Here is a 16897-nt window from a genome sequence, read left to right on the forward strand (position 1 = left end):
AACGCCGCCACGATCAGATCCACCATCGGCCGCCGACCCTCCAAGTTGATCACCGAATGCTGCCGGGGCAGCACGCAGAGTCGCAGACTAGCGGGCGGCGGCGATCCCCACGACATCCCCAAAGCTCGGAAGCCGCCCTGGTCACCCGATCGGCTGTCTTGGTCACTTGGTGAAGGTGAAGTACTTCCACCCGCCGTAGGTGGGGTGGTTCAGGCTGTCGCCCGAGGTGCCCGGGAGGTAGGCGGCACGCACCCGGTACCGGACACCGGTCTTGTGCGTCCCGGTGAGGGTGTAGGTCGATTTGCCCGCCGAGTTGAGCGCGCGCTTATAGTCCCGCCATTGGCGCCACCGGCCGCCGGAGTAGTACTCGAAGGACAGCATCTGGGTGCGGCCCGGGTGGTAGGTCATCGTCGTGGTGAACACCGGGTTCACCGACTTGCGCACGTGGTAGTACGTCGTCGAGCCGATCTTCGCGGTCCGGTACGCCTTCGCCACCGTCGTCGCGGCGCTGACCTTGGTCTTCAGGAGGGCCGTGACGGTGCGGGGCGCGTACCGCGAGTCGCCGGCGAAGACCGCGCTGACCGTGGTGTTCCGGGTCGGTTTCAGGCTCACGGTGACGTTGCCCGAGCTGTTCACCGTCGCCGTCTTGAGCTGCCGGTTCCCCTGGTCGGAGCCGTACGGGTTCGCCCAGATCGCCACTGTCCGGTTGCGGAAGGTGGTGCCGAGGTGAGCGGTCAGCGTGACCGTGGCGCCGTACGCGTTGACCGTCCCGTTCGGGGTCAGCGTCAACGCGGGCATCGCCTGGGACACGGCGACCCGGGCGCTGGCGGACGAGGCCTTGTGATCGCCGTCGCCCGCGTACGAGACGGTGTAGGTGACCGTGCCGCCGGCCGGCGGATGATCGGTGAAGCTGAAGGCGCCGTTCGCGCCGGTGACGACCGGCGCGAGCGCCACGCCGTTCGGCGACTCCAGGTCCGTACGCCGAACGGAGAGCACGCTGCCCGGCGGGAGCGATCCGCTGATCGTGCCGGTGACGGTAAGGGCCGCACCGCGCGTGGCACTCGCCGGCGCGCTGAGCCGGATCGCCGTCTCGGTCTTGGTCGGCGAGTCGATGACCCACAACGACTCCTCGCCGAGGACCGAACTGGTGATCGCGACCAGGCGATCCCCGCCCGGCTCCCAGGCCAAGCCGGCCAGGCCGCCACTGAAGGAATCGGTGGGAAGGTAGACCTCCCGCGCCACTGTGGTCGAACCGCCCGGGACGAGAAGCAGGTGGGCGAAGCCGGCCGTGTACGCCTTGCCGGTCGCAAGCCAGCCGTTCGAGGCCACGTCCAGGTCGATCGAGCCGTTCATCTCGATCGTGCCGGCACCGGAGAGGTTCTCCGCCGACAGGAACCCGATCCCGTTCGCGCCGCCCACCGCGAGTCGGCTGCCGTCCGCGGAGAACTCCAGTCCGCGGAAGTTGATCACATCGTCGAAGGGGAAGAGGCCGGTGGACGCGATCCGCTCCTCCGTGTCCCCGGAGACGTCGTACAGAGCGACCGGGCCGCTGGTGATGCCCGGCCCGGCGGAGACCGCGACCAGATCCGGATCGGTGGGGCTGGCGGCGATCAGCAGGGCACCACCACCGGACCACGGGTTGTAGTCACCGTGGTCGTGGAGCCGCGCGTTTCCGCTGTTCAGGTCGAGCACGCCGAAATTGGAGCCGGTGACGGTGTACCAGAGCCGGCTGCCGATCAGTGCCAGCCGGCTCGGGGCGTCCTGAAGCCGGTAGCTGTCGATCTCGGCGAGCGTGTCCGCCCGCAGGGCGACGATCTCGACCTTGTCGCGGACCGCGACGTAGACGGTGCCCGAGTCGGCGGAGAGCACGATGCCGTCAGCCCCGGGCAGGTCGCCTACCTGGGCGGCGGTCGTACCGTCGTAGTTCAGCGCGACCAGCCGGCCGGCGCTCGGATCGCTGACCAGCACGTGTCGGTGCACCGGGTCGACGACGATGTCGTTGATCGAGGTGAAGTCGGTCGTCCGGTGGCCGGGCGGGGCCGGCACACCGATCGGATCGGCCGCCGCGTCGGCGGTGCCGGTGACAACCCCGTCGAAGAAGCCGACGACCCCGATCAGGACGGCGGCCGCGACGACGGCCCGGACGGTCCTCTTGTTCACGGCGAACCCCATTCCCGTCACTTCTTGATCTTTACGGTCGCCGAGACGGCCCGGCCGTCGTAGTGACCGGTCCGCTTGACGACGACGGTCAGGGTCAGCTTCTTGCCGGACCAGGACTTCTTCAGCTTCAGCCGCCCGGCCGTTGCGACGAGTTTGCCGTTGACGCGCCACTCGTACCGGTAGGAGGTCGGCTTGGGTGACCAGGCGCCCGCCGAGATCGTCACCGTCCTACCGACCTTGACCGTCCCGACGATCTTCGGCTTGGCGGTCGCCTTCGGCGCCACGCCGTAGCCGACGGTGAGCGCGGCGGAGGTCGCCACGTTCTCCCTGTGGTTGGCGTGGCGGCCGGTCACGGTCACCGTGAGGCGCTTTCCGCGCAGCTCGGCGGGGATCGTGTACGACGGAGCGGTCGCCCGGGCGATCGGCACGCCGTTCGCGGCCCACTGGTACTGGTAGTACTCCACCGCCGGGCTCCACACGCCGGGATTCACGGTCACCTTGACCCCGACCGCGGCCTTGCCGGAGATCGACGGCTTGGTCGCCACCGCCAGCTGCGTCGGCTGCACCACCACGGCTTCGTCATAGGTGGAGGTCCGTTTCGGCGCCGAGTAGGACGTCGCCTCGAGGTCGTACCGGCCGGGCTCGACACGGGTCAGGTCGATGTCGACCGTGTACAGGTCCCGGTTCGGAGAGACCGAGCGCACCACGATCGGGGTCACTCTCTCGCCACCCCGGCTGAGCCACAGGGTGTCCTGCTGGTGCAGGGCGGTGCCGGAGATGGTGAAGGTCGCCGTCGACCCGGTCGTCAGGACGTATGGGGCAGGACTCCCGAGCCCGAAGGAGGCGTGGTTGCAGAGCCTGACAAGGGTGACGCACGCCGCCTCAGCCCGGAAGGGCCCGGCCCGCTCCGCGAGGAACGCGACCAGGGCACGGTTGCTGACCTGGGACGGCTTCGGCGAACAGGCCCAGGTGGTGCCGTCCTGGTTGCACCGGACGATCCGGCCGTCGCCGTTGATCACGTACGGCTCGGCGTTCTCCGTCGTCAGCCGGAACTCGTCGTAGAGCCCGGTCGGCACGGAGACACAGTGGGCCCGGTCGTCCGCGCCCAGCGTCCCGGTGACCGGCCCGAAGCCGTACGCGGTGGTGTCCGTGATGATGCCGCAGTCCGCAGGCGCGGAGTAGTCGAAGCCGACCGCCCAGGTGTCCAGCCGGTAGGTGGCCGGCTTCGCGGCGGCCACGATGACCTCGGTGGACGGCACCATGCAGGGAAGCGCCGGGCAGGTGTACAGCTCGCCGTCCGGGCCGAAGCGCCCGATCGTGGGTATGTCTCCGCCGCCCTGCACGCCGATCCACGAGTTGGCCGGGACCCGGTAGCACCGCACGTCGCCGGAGATGCTGATCGAGCCCGCGGTGGCCGGCCCGCCGAACGCCGTGGAGGCCGGCGCCGCGCAGCTCTCGCTGATTCCGGTGACCTGGCTGATCCGGTACCGCCCGGAGCCGGTGGCCGAACGCACCACGACCATGTGCCGGGCGCCGCCCAGCTTGCAGCCGAGCTGCTGGTACGCCGCGGCGGCCGTGTCCTGGCACACCACCCTGCCGTCGTAGTCGTAGACGGAGAGCCAGGCCGTGCCGTCGCCCTCGACCCGGTCCAGGGTGAGGATCTCCTCGCTGCCGGAGCCGCCGGCCGGAAGGTCGAAGCAGGTGACGAAGTCGGTGCCGGAGAGCGGGACGGTCGCGTGACCGGGAGCGCCGGGTACCCCCGGCGACATGTCGGCGCACTCGTTCGCCCCGGTCGTCCGCTGCACCGCGAGCCGGTACTCACCGGTCGTCCGCGGGTCCTGGGACACCACGATCAGCGAGACCGGCCCGGGGACCTGGGGCTCGCAGCCGTACACGTCGGTGACGTTGCCGGGGGTACACGGCCGCGCGTCCCAGTCCCGGATGAGCTGCACCATCGGCCTGTTCGGGTCCCCAGGTGCGAGCGTGACCTGGTAGCGGCCCGGGACGTCGGGCAGGTCCAGGCAGCGGACCTCGCCCTGATTGGCGAACGTGCCGCGGTACGCGGTGCTGAAGCCCTGCGCGGTCACGGCCTCGCAGCCGGGGCGGTTCAGGTCGACCACGGTCGCGCGGAAGGGCTCGGTGTACGGCTCGGCCGCGCCGGGCTCGGCAACCAGGTAGTAGGTGCCGGCACCCAGATCGCACCAGGCGACGGCACAGCGGAGGCTGTCGCCTTCGTAGACCGCGCTCGCGAGGGTCTTGTTGTCGGCGTCGGCCGCCCGGGCCAGGTACACCCCGCTTGCCGCGACGCTGAACCGCCGGCAGCTGCCATCCTGGAGGCGGTCGGCCGGAGCCTCGCCGAAACCTGTCATCGAAGTCACGGCACAGCCCGCCGGATTCACCGGCATCCGCGCCGGCGCCGGCGCGGAGGTGGCGGCATCGGCCGTCCTGGCCAAAAGGAAGCTCGGAACGGCAACCGCGAGCGCCATCCCAGCCGCGATCACCAGTCTTGCTGCCCGACCAGTACGCCAACGCCTCACGACGCTCTCCCCCGCTCATGATCCACAACCCGAGGATCTTCGCAGCGGCGCCGAACAACACCAATCCCTGTCTCACTAAATGGGAAGGGCCAGGTGGGAGGCGGCGACGACCCCGTTCCGTCGCTACATCGATGAGTACCCGCACTCATCTGGATCGTCGCCATGGAGCTCCGCAGCCTGGACGGATAGGGTGCCCGCGTGCCAATGACCGAGGACGACCTGCGGGCAGTCCGCAACAAGCCCGAATACAAGGCAGGGGTCTGGGCATTCCGGGTGATGCTGGCCGTACTGGCGGTGAACGTCGCCCTCTGGTCGATCGATGCGGGCCGCCTACTCTCGGGCCTGTTGTGGCTCGCCTACCTGGTGGCCGCGATCTACGGCTTCGTGCAGTTCGACCGCGCGGGCATGCGCATCTCCGGCCTCTCCGAGGATGTCTGGAGCCGTCGCAAGACCATCTACACGGACGTGTTCCGGCTCGGCCGACGGTAGCGACACCTGTTACCGGTCGGCGCACGGGATAGGGCGAATTGCACATTCACCTACCTGCGCCCCGCCGATCACCCGGCCCGTCGCGCCGCTGTCCACGACCAAGCGCCTACGTGCACTGGTGGCCGAAGAAGAATTGACGGCGGAACATCATCGACTCGGCCCTGAGGCTTCAGCGAGCCAGAATCGACCCCGACTCATACCGAACCTGCGCCCACCGGCCGAACCGGAAACGACAAGCGCTACCACCGCACCGCGGGGCTTCCGGCCAGCGTGCGGCCGTACATCAACCCCGGCAGTACAGGTGATCTTGGCGTGCCCGGTAGCAGCCCGAAAGGCCCGGGGCTACGAACCCCGGGCCTTCCGTGTGCGAAGTGCTTAAGTGCAGTCCTACTGCCGGGTCCAGGTCCAGTCCTTGATCAGCACCTCGTGCTGCGGGCCCCACGTGGCCGTGGACCCGGGCCAGAGGGAGATCGCCTCCGCCTGCAGGCGTGCCGAGACCTCGGTGCCCCATCCGCTCTTGGGCGTCTGTGAGTACGGCGCCGAGATCTGGGTGCCGTCGATGGAGAGCTCCACCCGCTGGCCGCTCGGGTCCACGAGGAAGGAGACCTGGTGCCAGGCCGTGTCCGGCTTAAGGTAGCCGGCCGCCTGCCAGGAGCTGCCGGTCCATACCCGGATCTTGCCGAAGTTCGCGTCCCACGGATTGAGTAGCCACTGGAAGGCGGTGCCGTGGTCGACCCGGGTGTTCAGGCCATCCCAGACGAACAGGCCACCCTCGACGGTCTGGGCGTTGCGGGGGCCGCCGGCCGTGGACGGCACGAAGGGCATCTGGAAGGAGTAGCTGGCCTGGTGGACGAGCGTCATCATGGACGGGTCCGTGACCGGCTTGTACGTGATGTTGTGCGCCATGATCCCGCGGTTGAGGATGTTGGCGCGCAGTCGGGAATCAGTGCTGCGATGTTCGGCGGTGATGTCGGCGTCGTTCACCGGCGTCTGGCCGGCCGCCGCATAGACGCCGTCACCGACGACGGTCGTCCAGCCCGACAGATCGGTACCGGTGTCGGTGACCGGCGTCGTGGAGGCCATGGCGGGCGCCGACAGGCTCGTCGAGGCGGCCACCGCGAGGGCCGCCGCGCCCGTGCCCAGCAGCATGAGGAAGTGTCGTCGGCCGCGCACGGCCGACTGGTTCAGGTTAGGCATGGGTCACTAATCGGCAGGCGGCCCAGCACGCAGTAGATCCTCGCCCTGTGACCCTTGCCCCGGCGCCTACCCCCTCATCGAGGGCCCGCAGTGCGCTTGCGGCGGAGCTCTGCCGGTCACGGCCGGATTTGAACCGACGGACTCTTCGTTCCCGGATGAGGGCAGGATCATGGCTCGACGTCGAGGTGTGGCTATATGACCTGCTCATAGCGTTGGTCGCCGACGGTCTGGGTAGGAACATCATCGACTCGGCCCTGAGGCTTCAGCGAGCCAGAATCGACCCCGACTCATACCGAACCTGCGCCCACCGGCTGAACCGGAAACGACAAGCGCTACCGAAACGACAAGCGCTACCGAAACGACAAGCGCTACCGAAACGACAAGCGCTACCGAAACGACAAGCGCTACCGAAACGACAAGCGCTACCACCGCACCGCGGGGCTTCCGGGGGCTCGGCCCCCGGAGCAGACAAGACGAGTGGCCCCGGTCCGCGCAACCCGCGGACAGAGGCCACCCAAACACTCGTGGAGCTGTGGGGATTTGAACCCCATACACCTCGTGACCAGCGGGAACGCGGCACAGTCGGGCACATCGGGCCGCTGAGCTGCCCGCGTGTTGCCATTGACTGACATCGTTTTACACCCGTTTCCGAGCGCTGTTGTGCCCGAGTTGTGCCCGATGATCTTTACCAGCAAGGGCTAGAGGCTTCCCGGGGCGCGGGCTCTGCCCAATCGGGCCGCGCCGCCGGCGGCAAGCACGCTCCATCGCTTGCCGCCGGCGGCGCGGTCTGATTGCCTCAGGCGCGTCTCGGGAAGCCTCCTCCCGAGCGCCCGCCGGAGGCATGTTCTTCCGGCTGGCCGCAGGCCGCCCCCGGCGGGGCCGCCGGAGGCATGGTCGTTGGGTCACATCCGCACCAACCCTCGCCCGAAAGGGTGGTGACCCTGTGCGCACAGCGCGTTAACGTCGGCCCCCAGGCCGAAACGGGCAAGGAGGGACATGGGCGCACTTTGGATCGCGAAGGTCCTCATCAGTGCGCCGACCGAAGAGAAGATCAACTCCAAGCACGGCATCACCGCAGATCAAGTCAGCGATGCGGTCACATGCATCGAAGGTCTTGACTACGTGCACCACAACGACGAAGTTCGTGGATGGCGCTGGCTAGTGAAGACACGGATCCAAGACCGCCCAGCTCTGGTTGTGCTGTACGACGCGAACGACCCGATGGGGGACGTTTACCGGCTGGGTAGTGCCTATTTCACCGATCGGTAGGCGACTCACAGGTAAGGAGTGCATCATGAGCGGCATGAGTCAGGATGAAGACTTCTACGAGGAAGACGAGCAAGTCGACGACCTCTTGGCGGCCTTCGACTCGGCGGCCGAGCGAGGGAAGACCCAGCGCCCTACGAACGGGCAGACCCACTGGCTTAACCTCGTCGGTATGGCATCCCGCATCAACGTGCAGCAGTCGGGTAACACCGCGAACCTCTTCGCCGCCTGATGGCGTCACCTCTCGACATCCAGCTCATCCTCTGCGACGCGGCCCAAGCCGATCCGACTACAGGCAAGGTCCACATGCTTGGGGCGGGCTGGTCCCGGGCTGGCACGCCTGTGTCTCACGCCATCGTCGTTCTTGCGAAGGTTCCGTGGGATCGGGCGAACCAGCGGATCCCACTCACCTTGACCCTTCGCGAGCAGGACGGCGATCCGGTGTCGTTCGTGATTGATGGTCAACCCCGGCCGGTCCGCTTCGAGGGCGCTATTGAAGTCGGCCGCCCGGCAGGCGTCCCTCCAGGCAGCCCTCTGGATGCGTCATTCGCCCTTAACGTGTCCCCACTACCGCTCAAGCCGGGGCGCTACGACTGGCTGCTTGAAGCGCCGCAGGTGGAGCGAACCGCCTCCTTCACTGTCATGGCGCCGCCGACGGCCGAAAACTTCACCTTCTGACCCTTGAACTGAGCCCCAGTCCGCCCCGCTATGCGCCGGCAGGCTGGGGCTTCGTCGTGTCCGGCGGAGCTTCACGTCTGCGCGGTCGGGGTCGACGCCGGGAGCGCAGCGGCAAGGCGTCGATCCCCGAGCCGCGCCTTGAAGACGTATAGAAAGTTCTCACCGCCGTACGCGGCTCAACGCGGCTCAACGCGGCTCAAGGCGGCCCTACGCGGCAAGGCCAAGCAGGTCCCGCGCGTGGACGTTGAAGCGCTGCACCTCGGGGACGTCGGCGAAGGGAGCCATGCGCTCTTGGAGATCGCGCACGGTGGCGATCGCGCGGGACGAGTTGACGGACGCGGCGAGGTCGACGACGAGCGTGGCCTTGGATGCGGCGGCCTCGACGTGGGTGCGCTCAAGCTCGGCGATCGCTAGGGCTGCCTCGCTCAGCGCTCCACGCCGTGCGCGGCCCTGCTGTCGGGCGACGGCGGCCGACTCTTCCGCGAACGTCTCGATCTGGTCGGGCTCTCCTAGGTCGCGGAAGCAGTGCGCGGCCTCGCCGAGGAGGTAGGGCGTGTCGATGAACTTGGCCCAGGTCGGCTCGTTCTCATGCGTGACCCTGCCGAACGTCTGCTCCGCCTGCGTGACTGCTCGCGTGGCGGCTGCGGAGTCGCCCAGCGCTGCGTGGGCGCGTCCTTCGAGGATGTGGAGGTCGGCGAGGCACGCGAGCGATTCACCCTCGACAAGGCCTCGCCGCCCCGCGCGGGCAAGCATGAGGGCCTCCCTGGGATGTCCCAGCAAGTTCGCCTGGTCTGACATGCCCGCCAGGACGTGGGCGCCAAGAGCTGAACTCTTTGACGCCTGGGCGAGGCGGAGTGCCTGGATTAGGTACCTCTGGGCTAGGCCGTGCTCACCGTCGTCGTATGCCATCCACCCGACGAGGTAGGACTGTTCGGCCGCAGCTTCGTAGAGCGCGCGCTGCACAGGGGCTTCGTGGTCGCGCTTTAGCAGCGGGAGTACGTAGCTCTGCATGTACTCGACCAGGGCGGTCCGGGCGTGTCCGCCCCCTCGCATGACGTCCATGTCCTGGAACAGCGCGAACATGTCACGGATGCCGCCGACCTGGCGCATTCCGATCTGGCGGGGACCACGGTCGGTGACTGTCTCGTCGAGCGTTGCGAGCAGCCAGTCCCGGCTAGGTGCTCCGAGTGCGGCCAGCACAAACGGGGCGCGGATGATGTTCCGTCGCTTCACGTCGGCCCTTCCCAGGTCGATGATCGTGTCTACCGTCGCGCGAGGGCTGTGTGCGTATTCCAGTCCTCGGGCGGCCAGGGTCTGTTCCTCCATCATGCCCAGATCAGATGGCGTGATCCGTCGGCCGAGGCGTTCTGATAGCGCGCGGGCGAGCAAGACAGGGACGGGCGAGCGAGGTTTCTCGCCTCGCTTGATCCAACGGTTCACGGCGGTGTAGTCGTAGCGCAGTGCGATTCCCTCAGCTAGACCGAGGTCGTTGACCCTGCGGGCTAGGCCAGCCCAAGAGAACTCGGACTCCTGGACTAGTGCAGCGAGGCTGTCGTTCTGTTCGCTCACGTGACGTTCCTCTCGTGACCGGCCCTCGTCTGACTCGACGCTACCGCCTACGGCGGCGAGACGGGTACCGGCACGTGGCCGCACGAACTTCACATGGGTCTTCACATGGTGGCAGCGAAGTCCCGGCGAGGTTCGCTTATAGCCATGATGGACAGCCGCTATCGCAGGCCTCGCACCACCGTTTTGACGGTAGCGGGCGAGACGCCCGCCGCGTCCGCGATCTCGGGGACGGAGTGCTCACCCGTCAGCCGAACCTCGCGGATGAGCTTGTCGCGCTCCCGCCGCAGGTCGTCTAGCGCGGCGGTGGCGTCGCGTACCCGCGTTGCAAGTTCGCGCAGCTCATCCAGGGTTGGCATGCGTCAAAGCATACCGGATGTCCGTCTACCGAATAAACGGCTAGTTGACTAGACGGCTATCCGCTAGCCGGTTAGCCTATAGCCAAGGCACGAAGAAGGCCCCGACGGGCTGCAACCCGTCGAGGCCGGTGCATCGATCGATCGTCCTAGCGAAGGGAGTCAGCCGATGCTGTCTCAAGGTACCTCTCCCAAGTCCCGTGACCGAGTCGGAGCGGGCAACGCCCCGGCGCTGTTCGAGTGCGCCGAGTTGGTGGAGTCGCTGCGCGCTGGTGAGCTGGCCGTGGCGCTGGACGCTTCGGGTCTGCCGCTGGTCCGGTCCATGTCGGCCGATGAGGTCGTGTGGATCGCGTCGGTGGGTGTGGCCCGGATCGGGCTGGCCGAGGTGAGGGCGCGGGACATCCGTGACCGCCGCCTGAACCTGGACCTGCTCGACGACGTGATCACGCCGGAGACCCGGACGGCGCGTCAGCGCCGGATCTGGTCGTCGCTGTCGCGCCGCAAGCTGGCGCTGGGCCTGAGCCTCTGGTTCGGCTCCCGGCACGCCATCGCCGCGTTCCGCGCGGCGAACGGCATAACCGGTGGTGCTGCGGCGCCGTCTGTCGACTCGCTGGCGGTGGCGGCATGACCGAGCAGCGGCGTCTGGATGTCACGCGTCTGCGGGATGTTCTGTTCGGGCTCACCTACGGCGAGATTGCCGTGGCGGTGGCCGCGTCGCCGGTCGACGGCGGCTCACCGGTCGACGCCGTCCGGGCCGGGCTGTCCCTGCTCGGCTATGCCGAGGTGGCGACACGCAATGCCGCGTCGCTGCGTCTGGTCAAGGCCATGCACTCTGGTCTGGACCGCCGGTCGCGGCGTGCGGCACGTGCCACCCACGCGCTGATGTGGGGCGGTGCGTCCGGTTTCGGCCGCGCGCACTCGACCGCTGAGCGGTTCTGGCGTCAGTACGACCCCAGACTCAGCCACGGCGGTTCTGTGGCGGTGGCGGCATGACGGAACTGCGTCTGCTGCGCCTGTCCCGCGGCTGGGACCCCGTGCAGTTGATCGGCCGAATGAAGATCGCGGCTGCTCGTGACGGGGTCACCCTGCCTGCGGTGTACCTGCTGGTCCGGCTGGTCTTCCTGTGGGAAAACCAGCGCAGCACGGTGCCCGGCTACTACGTGGGACTGCTGCGCCGTGTCTACGGCGAGCGTCCCGCCCTGGTCGGTGGTGCCCGATGACGGTCACCACCGACACCGCGCCCCGTGCCCTGACGGGCTGGGCGGCGCGTGACGACAGCCCGGAGGAGTTCCCGGGTGTCCAGCACGTGTGGAAGCGCCGGCGCCTGACGGCCGGTCTGAAGCAGTCCACCGTGATCCGTCGACTGACCGAGCTGGCCGCCCGGGAGGGCGTCAGCATCGCCGCGCCTGCCTCTCTGAAGACGATGTTGTCGAAGTGGGAGAACGGCGCCACCATGAGCCCCTCGTATGAGGAGCTGCTGTGCCGGATCTACGGCATCCGCTGTACCCGACACACGCGGCTGCGGCCTGCCCGCTACCGCAACAACGCCATCTATGACCGCCTGCTGCACGCGGTGCGTGCCCAGGAGTGCCCGCTGACTCAGCCGGGACTGCGGTGACCTGATGGCCCTTCGAGCTGCCGCCGCCACCTGCCAGACCACCGCGCCCGGGGCCGGAGTCTGCCCCGTCTCGGCCGCGTCGCTGGCTGCTGCCGTGCAGGCTGTGAGGTTCCGGCCGTCGGCCGGGTGGCCGCTGGTGCCGAGTCTGGCCCGTCCCGCCGCCGACCTTCAGGTCATCGGGCCGGACGCTGCACAGACCCCCGCACCCGCCGTGCCACCCGCCACGACGTACCGGCTGCCTCGCCGTGCCTGCTCCGGTCTGCTGCCCGCACCGTGTGCCCGGAGCGGGGCCGGACCGTCGGCTCCTGTGTCGTGGGTGTGTGCTGACCGGGACCGTGTCGGCTGCTCGGTGGCACCTGTCGTTGTCCGCACCGTCACCGGTACTCGCAGCAGCCTGGATATGTTGCGATGACCGCCTCGACGCTCAGCGCTGTACCCGAAGCTTCCGCTTCGGGTGCGGCCCCGTACGCCGAGCCGGACCCTGCCCAGCGCCTGGAATGGCTGTCCCGCTCCACCGACGTCCGTCTCCAGGCGGTCGCCCGCGCCGCCCGGCCGGACTACCCGGCCTGGTTGTCGCACGTCCAATCCGCGTCCGCATGCATGCGGCCGGTCCGGCTGGCCGGGACCATCGCCACGATCGAAGCCGCCACCGGCCGCGTCCTCGCCGAGCGTGCCACCGCGGACATGCCGGACGGGGTGATCTACAAGCCCTGCGGCAACCGCCGCGAGAGTGTGTGCCCGTCGTGCTCGGACCGGTACAAGCGCGACGCGTACCAGATCATCCGGGCTGGTCTGGTCGGTGGCAAGGGCGTGTCCGAGCAGGTCGCGCATCATCCGGCGGTGTTCCCGACGTTCACCGCGCCGTCGTTCGGTGAGGTGCACTCCCGCAGGGTCAAGCGGCACACCTGTGCCCGCCGGGCGGGCTGCGACTGCCGTCCGGAGCCGTGCCACGCCCGCCGCGAGATCGCGGTGTGCCCGCACGGGGTGCGGCTGGTGTGCTTCGCCCGGCACGGCGCGGAAGACCGCAACCTCGGCTCGCCGCTGTGCATGGACTGCTACGACTACGACGCCCAGGCCGTGTGGAACCTGATGGCCGGCGAACTGTGGCGGCGGACCACCATCGCCATCAACCGTTACCTGCGCCGCGTCGCCCGCGAACGCGGAATCCCTGACGTGGCAACGGTTTCCGCGTCGGGCAAGACGCGGATGGTGGCGCCGGTGCGGCTGGAGTTCGACAAGGTCGCCGAGATGCAGCGCCGCGCCGCCGTGCACCTGCACGTGATCCTGCGCCTCGACGGCGTCGACCCCGCCGACCCGGGCGCGGTCGCGTCGCCTCCGGCGGGGATCGCCGCGCAGGACCTGGTCGACGCCGTCGACCACGCCGCCGCCACGGTCGGCTTCACCACCGGCCCGCACCCGGCCAACCCCGGCGGTTGGCACATCGGCTGGGGCGACCAGGTCCTGACGAAGGTCATCAACTCCGGCACCGACGGCGGGGTCACCCACGCCCAGGTCGCCGCGTACCTCGCCAAGTACGCCACCAAGTCGACCGAGGTCACCGGCCACACCTCCAACCGGCTCAGCGACAGCACTATCACCCTGTACGCCGACCCGGACGGCAGCCACACCGAGCGCCTCATCGACGCCTGCTGGCGCCTCGGCAGCTTCCGCACCGACCCCGAACCACCCGCGGCGCTGCCCAGGGCGCGGCGGGCCGAGACTGCCCCGGCCGGACCGTTCGGCCCGCTGCGCACCGATCCGAACTGCGGCGGCTGTACCCGCTACCGGGTCTGCCCGACCTGCGCGGCCGAGCAGGCCGCCGCCGCCGACACGGCCCGCCGCACCCCGCCCGGGCCACCGGCAAGCCCGTACCTGAAGCTGCGCCGGTGGGCGCACATGCTCGGCTACGGCGGTCACTTCCTGACCAAGTCGCGCCGCTACTCGATCACCTTCGCCCTGCTCCGGGACCAGCGCGTCGTGTTCCGCCGCGCCCAGAGCACCGGGCCGGAGCGGACCGAGCCGGTCGCCGAGCCGACGACGCTGGTCGTCAACTTCCTCGCCTTCGTCGGCGCGGGATGGCACACCACCGCTGACGCGCTGCTGGCGAACACGTCGGCGGCGATGGCCCGCGAGCACCAGCAGACGGCGCGGGAGTCCCTGACTACCCCCGCCGCATGACCGGCGTTTCACCGTCAAGCCCGCCTTGACGGCCGTCCCTTGACAACTCCATAGCGGCACACCCACCACGGCCTACCCGGCCCCCGTCACTCCAGCACCGACTCAACCCGCAGGAAGGACCCGTTCATGCCCTACCGTCCCCGGCCGCTACTCGCGGTCCGCCTCATCGGCCCCGCCAACGTCGTCGCCGCACAGAAAGCGCATCTGCTCGCTCACCTCGCCGGAACCTTCGGCGACCGGGCGACCTGCCGCGCCAGCACCCACCCCGCCAGCCACGCCAACGAGATCCGCGTCTACCTCACCGTCACCAGAAAGGAGGCCCCGCCACCATGACCACCACCACGCCCGACCTCTGGTCGATCAGCCGCACCTCGCAGTACCTCGGCATCCCGGTCGGCACCCTCTACCAGTGGCGGCACCGCCGAATCGGCCCACCTGCCCGCAAGGTCGGCCGCCACCTGCGCTACGACCCCGCCGACGTCTACGCCTGGTTCCGAGGGCAGGCCGCCTGATGCCGATTGACGATCTCTGGTACCTCAAGGAGCGCGGTCCGGACAAGAAGCGGCTCAAGTCCCGGCGATACGGCCGAGGCAAACGTTGGCGCGTCCGCTATATCGACGCAGCCGGCGGAAGCCGGGAGCGGCTGTTCGACCGCAAGACCGACGCGGAAGCCTTCGACCTGGAGGCCCGGACGGGCGCCGCCCCGGAGACGCAGCTGAACCAAGCCGACCAGCGAACCACGTACCGCGAGTACGCCGAGCGGTGGCGGCTATCCCGCAGCGTCGGCCAGGCACTGGACTACCAGCGGCATCTCGACTCCCGACTCCGGCATCACCACTACCCGCACTTCGGTGACCGGCCCATCCGTTCGCTGAACGTGACGGACATCTTGGAGTGGATCGCCAAGCTGATCGCGGGCAATGCCGCGCAGCTGTCCATTCGGACGTACTTCGACGTCTTTAACAACGTCATGAATGCCGCGCTGGCCGACAAGGTCATCCTCCACAACCCGTGCCAGTCGATCAAGATAAGCACCATTCTCCGAGGGCTATCGCTCGCCCCGAAGTGGGTGCCCACGACCGATCAAGTCGTGGCGCTGCTCGACGTGGTACCGCCCAACTTCCGCCTGGCGATCCTGCTGGGCGCGGGCGAGGGTACCCGCTTGGGCGAGGTTCTCGGTATGGAGGCGGGTGACCGCTGTGTGGACGACGAAAGCGGCGTCGTCCACGTCGTGCAGCAACTCCGCTTCCACAGGAGCCACTACGGCGGGTTCTACCTCGCGCCCCCGAAGTCCGGATCGGTCGGTGACGTCGACCTGGACGACGCGGTCTCTGCCGCCTACGCAGATCACGTCCGCGACTACCCGCCGGTTGCGGTGGATCTGGTGGACATCACCCGAGGCACGCCGGACCCGGGCAAGCCGCCGACGCGGCGGGTGGTCCGGCTGCTGTTCACCGACGACCAAGGACGTCCGATCCACGATCAGGCGTGGGCGAGGCTCTGGCGGGTCTGGCGCGACGCGGCGGGGTGGCCTGTGGGAGCCACGTTCCACTCCCTGCGGCACTACTTCGCGACGCTGCTCATCGCGTCGGGCGCCGACCCGGTCGACGTACAGAAGGCTCTCCGACACGCCGGTCTCCGGACGACCTTGGAGACTTACGTGCACTGGTGGCCGAAGAAGAACCGGCGTCGCAACGTCGTGGGCTCAGCTCTGGCGGGTGCACGGCGAGAGCTACCCGGCAGGCCAGATCGGGCATGAGTTGTGCCCAATCTGTGCCTAACGATCACTGGCCAGTGTTTCCGCTGGCCAGGAGATTACAAGTGGAGCTGTGGGGATTTGAACCCCAGACCCCCTCGATGCGAACGAGGTGCGCTACCAGACTGCGCCACAGCCCCCCGGCCCCGTAGGACCGCAGCAAGGCTAACAGGTCTCCCCACCGCCCCGCGAATCACCCTCCCAAAGATCATCAAGCCGGATACGACGACCCCCGGCCGCCCGCCTCGTATGCCCGGCCGCGCAGCCCGCCGCCGCGCCGGTAGGACACCGAGCCGCCGTTGACCGCCGCCGGCAGGTCCGACGGGTCGCGGTCCAGGCCCATGGCGGCCCGCCGCACGGCTTCCTTCTGTGCCGCCAGCCGGCGCTGCGCCTCCCGGCGGGCCGCCGCCCGGCGGGCCTGTTCCCGGCGCACCTCCGCCTGCCGCGCCGCGAGCCAGGCCGCCTCCCGGGCTTCGAACCGGCGGCGGCGCTTGTCCGCGATCGCCCGGTTGCGCAGGTGTACCAGGTACATCCCGAGCAGGGTGCCGGTGACGGCGAAGCCGATCCAGAAGCCGGGGCCGACCGCGAGCACGCCGATCAACTCGATCACGTTGAGCAGCAGCAGCGCAGCGAACACCCGCCGCCGCCGGACGACTGCGGGTGTCTGCCTGCGGCGTACGGGTGGACGGCGCGCCGGCCGACGCGCCGGGACCAGCCGCAACCGCCGGGAGGGCTGTGCGGGGGCGGGGGCGGCCGACACCGGCGCAGGATCACCCGTTAGGGTCCGCGACGTAACCGCGTAGCGGCGTCCGGGGTTTACCGGTCGGCGTCCGGGCACAGTGCGAAGCCGACGGCGGCGCTGAAGCACCCGAGCCGTCGACGACGCCCGCTCCGCCGCCAGGCGCTCCGTGGCATCGTACCGGCGCACGAGCGCGGGTGCGAGGGCGAGCAACCCGGCCGCGGCGAGGACGGCGAGGAGCACCGAGGTCGGCACCCTCACCCCTCCCGTCAGCCTCGAAGGGCGTCCGGGCGGCGACCCGGGCGCACAAAAGTCCCAATCTCCCCGAGGTTACGGGCGGGAGCTGCGGAAATCGCC

At 69.2% G+C, this 16897-nt stretch carries 18 protein-coding genes and 1 tRNA gene; 12 read left to right on the forward strand and 7 right to left on the reverse strand.

Annotated features, from left to right (window positions below; all coding sequences use genetic code 11):
- Positions 1–162: 162 nt before the first annotated feature.
- The gene (locus AB0B58_RS08895; RefSeq protein ID WP_360219942.1) at positions 163–2160 is read right to left on the reverse strand and encodes a hypothetical protein; all 1998 of its coding nucleotides are present in this window, start codon (positions 2158–2160) and stop codon (positions 163–165) included.
- A gap of 17 nt (positions 2161–2177) precedes the next feature.
- On the reverse strand, positions 2178–4529 hold the full coding sequence (locus tag AB0B58_RS08900; RefSeq protein ID WP_360219945.1) for a hypothetical protein: 2352 nt from the start codon (positions 4527–4529) through the stop codon (positions 2178–2180).
- A gap of 372 nt (positions 4530–4901) precedes the next feature.
- Between AB0B58_RS08900 and AB0B58_RS08905 the strand changes: the two genes are divergently transcribed.
- Positions 4902–5186, forward strand: a complete 285-nt coding sequence (locus AB0B58_RS08905; RefSeq protein WP_360219948.1) for a hypothetical protein — start codon at positions 4902–4904, stop codon at positions 5184–5186.
- A 387-nt stretch (positions 5187–5573) separates the two neighbouring features.
- Here AB0B58_RS08905 and AB0B58_RS08910 read toward each other — a convergent pair whose 3' ends face one another.
- Positions 5574–6359 carry a hypothetical protein gene (locus tag AB0B58_RS08910; RefSeq protein ID WP_360219951.1) on the reverse strand — a complete coding sequence of 262 codons (786 nt, stop codon included), beginning with the start codon at positions 6357–6359 and terminating at the stop codon, positions 5574–5576.
- Between the two features lie 1020 nt (positions 6360–7379).
- Between AB0B58_RS08910 and AB0B58_RS08915 the strand changes: the two genes are divergently transcribed.
- The 3 genes from AB0B58_RS08915 to AB0B58_RS08925 are packed head-to-tail and all read left to right on the forward strand — an operon-like array spanning position 7380 to position 8327.
- Positions 7380–7652, forward strand: a complete 273-nt coding sequence (locus AB0B58_RS08915; protein WP_360219954.1) for a hypothetical protein — start codon at positions 7380–7382, stop codon at positions 7650–7652.
- A gap of 25 nt (positions 7653–7677) precedes the next feature.
- The gene (locus AB0B58_RS08920; protein ID WP_360219957.1) at positions 7678–7881 is read left to right on the forward strand and encodes a hypothetical protein; all 204 of its coding nucleotides are present in this window, start codon (positions 7678–7680) and stop codon (positions 7879–7881) included.
- Positions 7881–8327 (forward strand): hypothetical protein, encoded by a 447-nt coding sequence (locus tag AB0B58_RS08925; protein ID WP_360219960.1) that lies wholly within the window; start codon positions 7881–7883, stop codon positions 8325–8327. Before AB0B58_RS08920 ends, AB0B58_RS08925 begins: the two co-directional genes overlap by 1 nt.
- Positions 8328–8534: 207 nt before the next feature.
- Here the strand turns inward: AB0B58_RS08925 and AB0B58_RS08930 are convergent, their stop codons facing one another.
- Together AB0B58_RS08930 and AB0B58_RS08935 are read right to left on the reverse strand one after the other, a co-directional pair.
- Complete coding sequence (locus AB0B58_RS08930) at positions 8535–9896, reverse strand: hypothetical protein (RefSeq protein ID WP_360219963.1); 1362 nt, start codon at positions 9894–9896, stop codon at positions 8535–8537.
- 158 nt (positions 9897–10054) lie between these two features.
- Positions 10055–10252 carry a hypothetical protein gene (locus AB0B58_RS08935; RefSeq protein WP_360219966.1) on the reverse strand — a complete coding sequence of 66 codons (198 nt, stop codon included), beginning with the start codon at positions 10250–10252 and terminating at the stop codon, positions 10055–10057.
- A 166-nt stretch (positions 10253–10418) separates the two neighbouring features.
- Here AB0B58_RS08935 and AB0B58_RS08940 point away from each other — a divergent pair, with 166 nt between their 5' ends.
- The 8 genes from AB0B58_RS08940 (at position 10419) to AB0B58_RS08975 (ending at position 15804) form a co-directional block, all read left to right on the forward strand.
- Positions 10419–10877: a hypothetical protein gene (locus AB0B58_RS08940; RefSeq protein WP_360219969.1), complete on the forward strand. Its 459-nt coding sequence runs from the start codon at positions 10419–10421 to the stop codon at positions 10875–10877.
- Positions 10874–11242 (forward strand): hypothetical protein, encoded by a 369-nt coding sequence (locus tag AB0B58_RS08945; protein WP_360219972.1) that lies wholly within the window; start codon positions 10874–10876, stop codon positions 11240–11242. Before AB0B58_RS08940 ends, AB0B58_RS08945 begins: the two co-directional genes overlap by 4 nt.
- Positions 11239–11469: a hypothetical protein gene (locus tag AB0B58_RS08950; RefSeq protein WP_360219975.1), complete on the forward strand. Its 231-nt coding sequence runs from the start codon at positions 11239–11241 to the stop codon at positions 11467–11469. Before AB0B58_RS08945 ends, AB0B58_RS08950 begins: the two co-directional genes overlap by 4 nt.
- Positions 11466–11867, forward strand: a complete 402-nt coding sequence (locus AB0B58_RS08955) for a helix-turn-helix transcriptional regulator (RefSeq protein WP_360219978.1) — start codon at positions 11466–11468, stop codon at positions 11865–11867. The genes AB0B58_RS08950 and AB0B58_RS08955 overlap by 4 nt, the downstream gene beginning before the upstream one ends.
- Positions 11868–12275: 408 nt before the next feature.
- Entirely contained in the window at positions 12276–14045 is a 1770-nt protein-coding gene (locus AB0B58_RS08960) for a replication initiator (protein ID WP_360219981.1), read from the forward strand.
- 126 nt (positions 14046–14171) lie between these two features.
- Positions 14172–14378, forward strand: a complete 207-nt coding sequence (locus tag AB0B58_RS08965) for a hypothetical protein (protein ID WP_360219984.1) — start codon at positions 14172–14174, stop codon at positions 14376–14378.
- Positions 14375–14557 (forward strand): helix-turn-helix domain-containing protein, encoded by a 183-nt coding sequence (locus AB0B58_RS08970; protein WP_360219987.1) that lies wholly within the window; start codon positions 14375–14377, stop codon positions 14555–14557. Before AB0B58_RS08965 ends, AB0B58_RS08970 begins: the two co-directional genes overlap by 4 nt.
- A complete protein-coding gene (locus AB0B58_RS08975; protein ID WP_360219990.1) occupies positions 14557–15804 on the forward strand; it encodes a site-specific integrase in 1248 nt (415 codons plus the stop codon). The genes AB0B58_RS08970 and AB0B58_RS08975 overlap by 1 nt, the downstream gene beginning before the upstream one ends.
- Positions 15805–15867: 63 nt before the next feature.
- On the opposite strand, the gene AB0B58_RS08980 is transcribed toward AB0B58_RS08975, so the two are convergent.
- Together AB0B58_RS08980 and AB0B58_RS08985 are read right to left on the reverse strand one after the other, a co-directional pair.
- Positions 15868–15941: transfer RNA gene (locus tag AB0B58_RS08980), tRNA-Ala, on the reverse strand.
- Positions 15942–16012: 71 nt separating this feature from the next.
- A complete protein-coding gene (locus tag AB0B58_RS08985) occupies positions 16013–16795 on the reverse strand; it encodes a hypothetical protein (RefSeq protein ID WP_360219993.1) in 783 nt (260 codons plus the stop codon).
- Positions 16796–16897 lie beyond the last annotated feature (102 nt).

It is taken from the genome of Actinoplanes sp. NPDC049118, from assembly GCF_040648555.1.
In the GTDB taxonomy this organism is placed as follows: Bacteria; Actinomycetota; Actinomycetes; order Mycobacteriales; family Micromonosporaceae; genus Actinoplanes.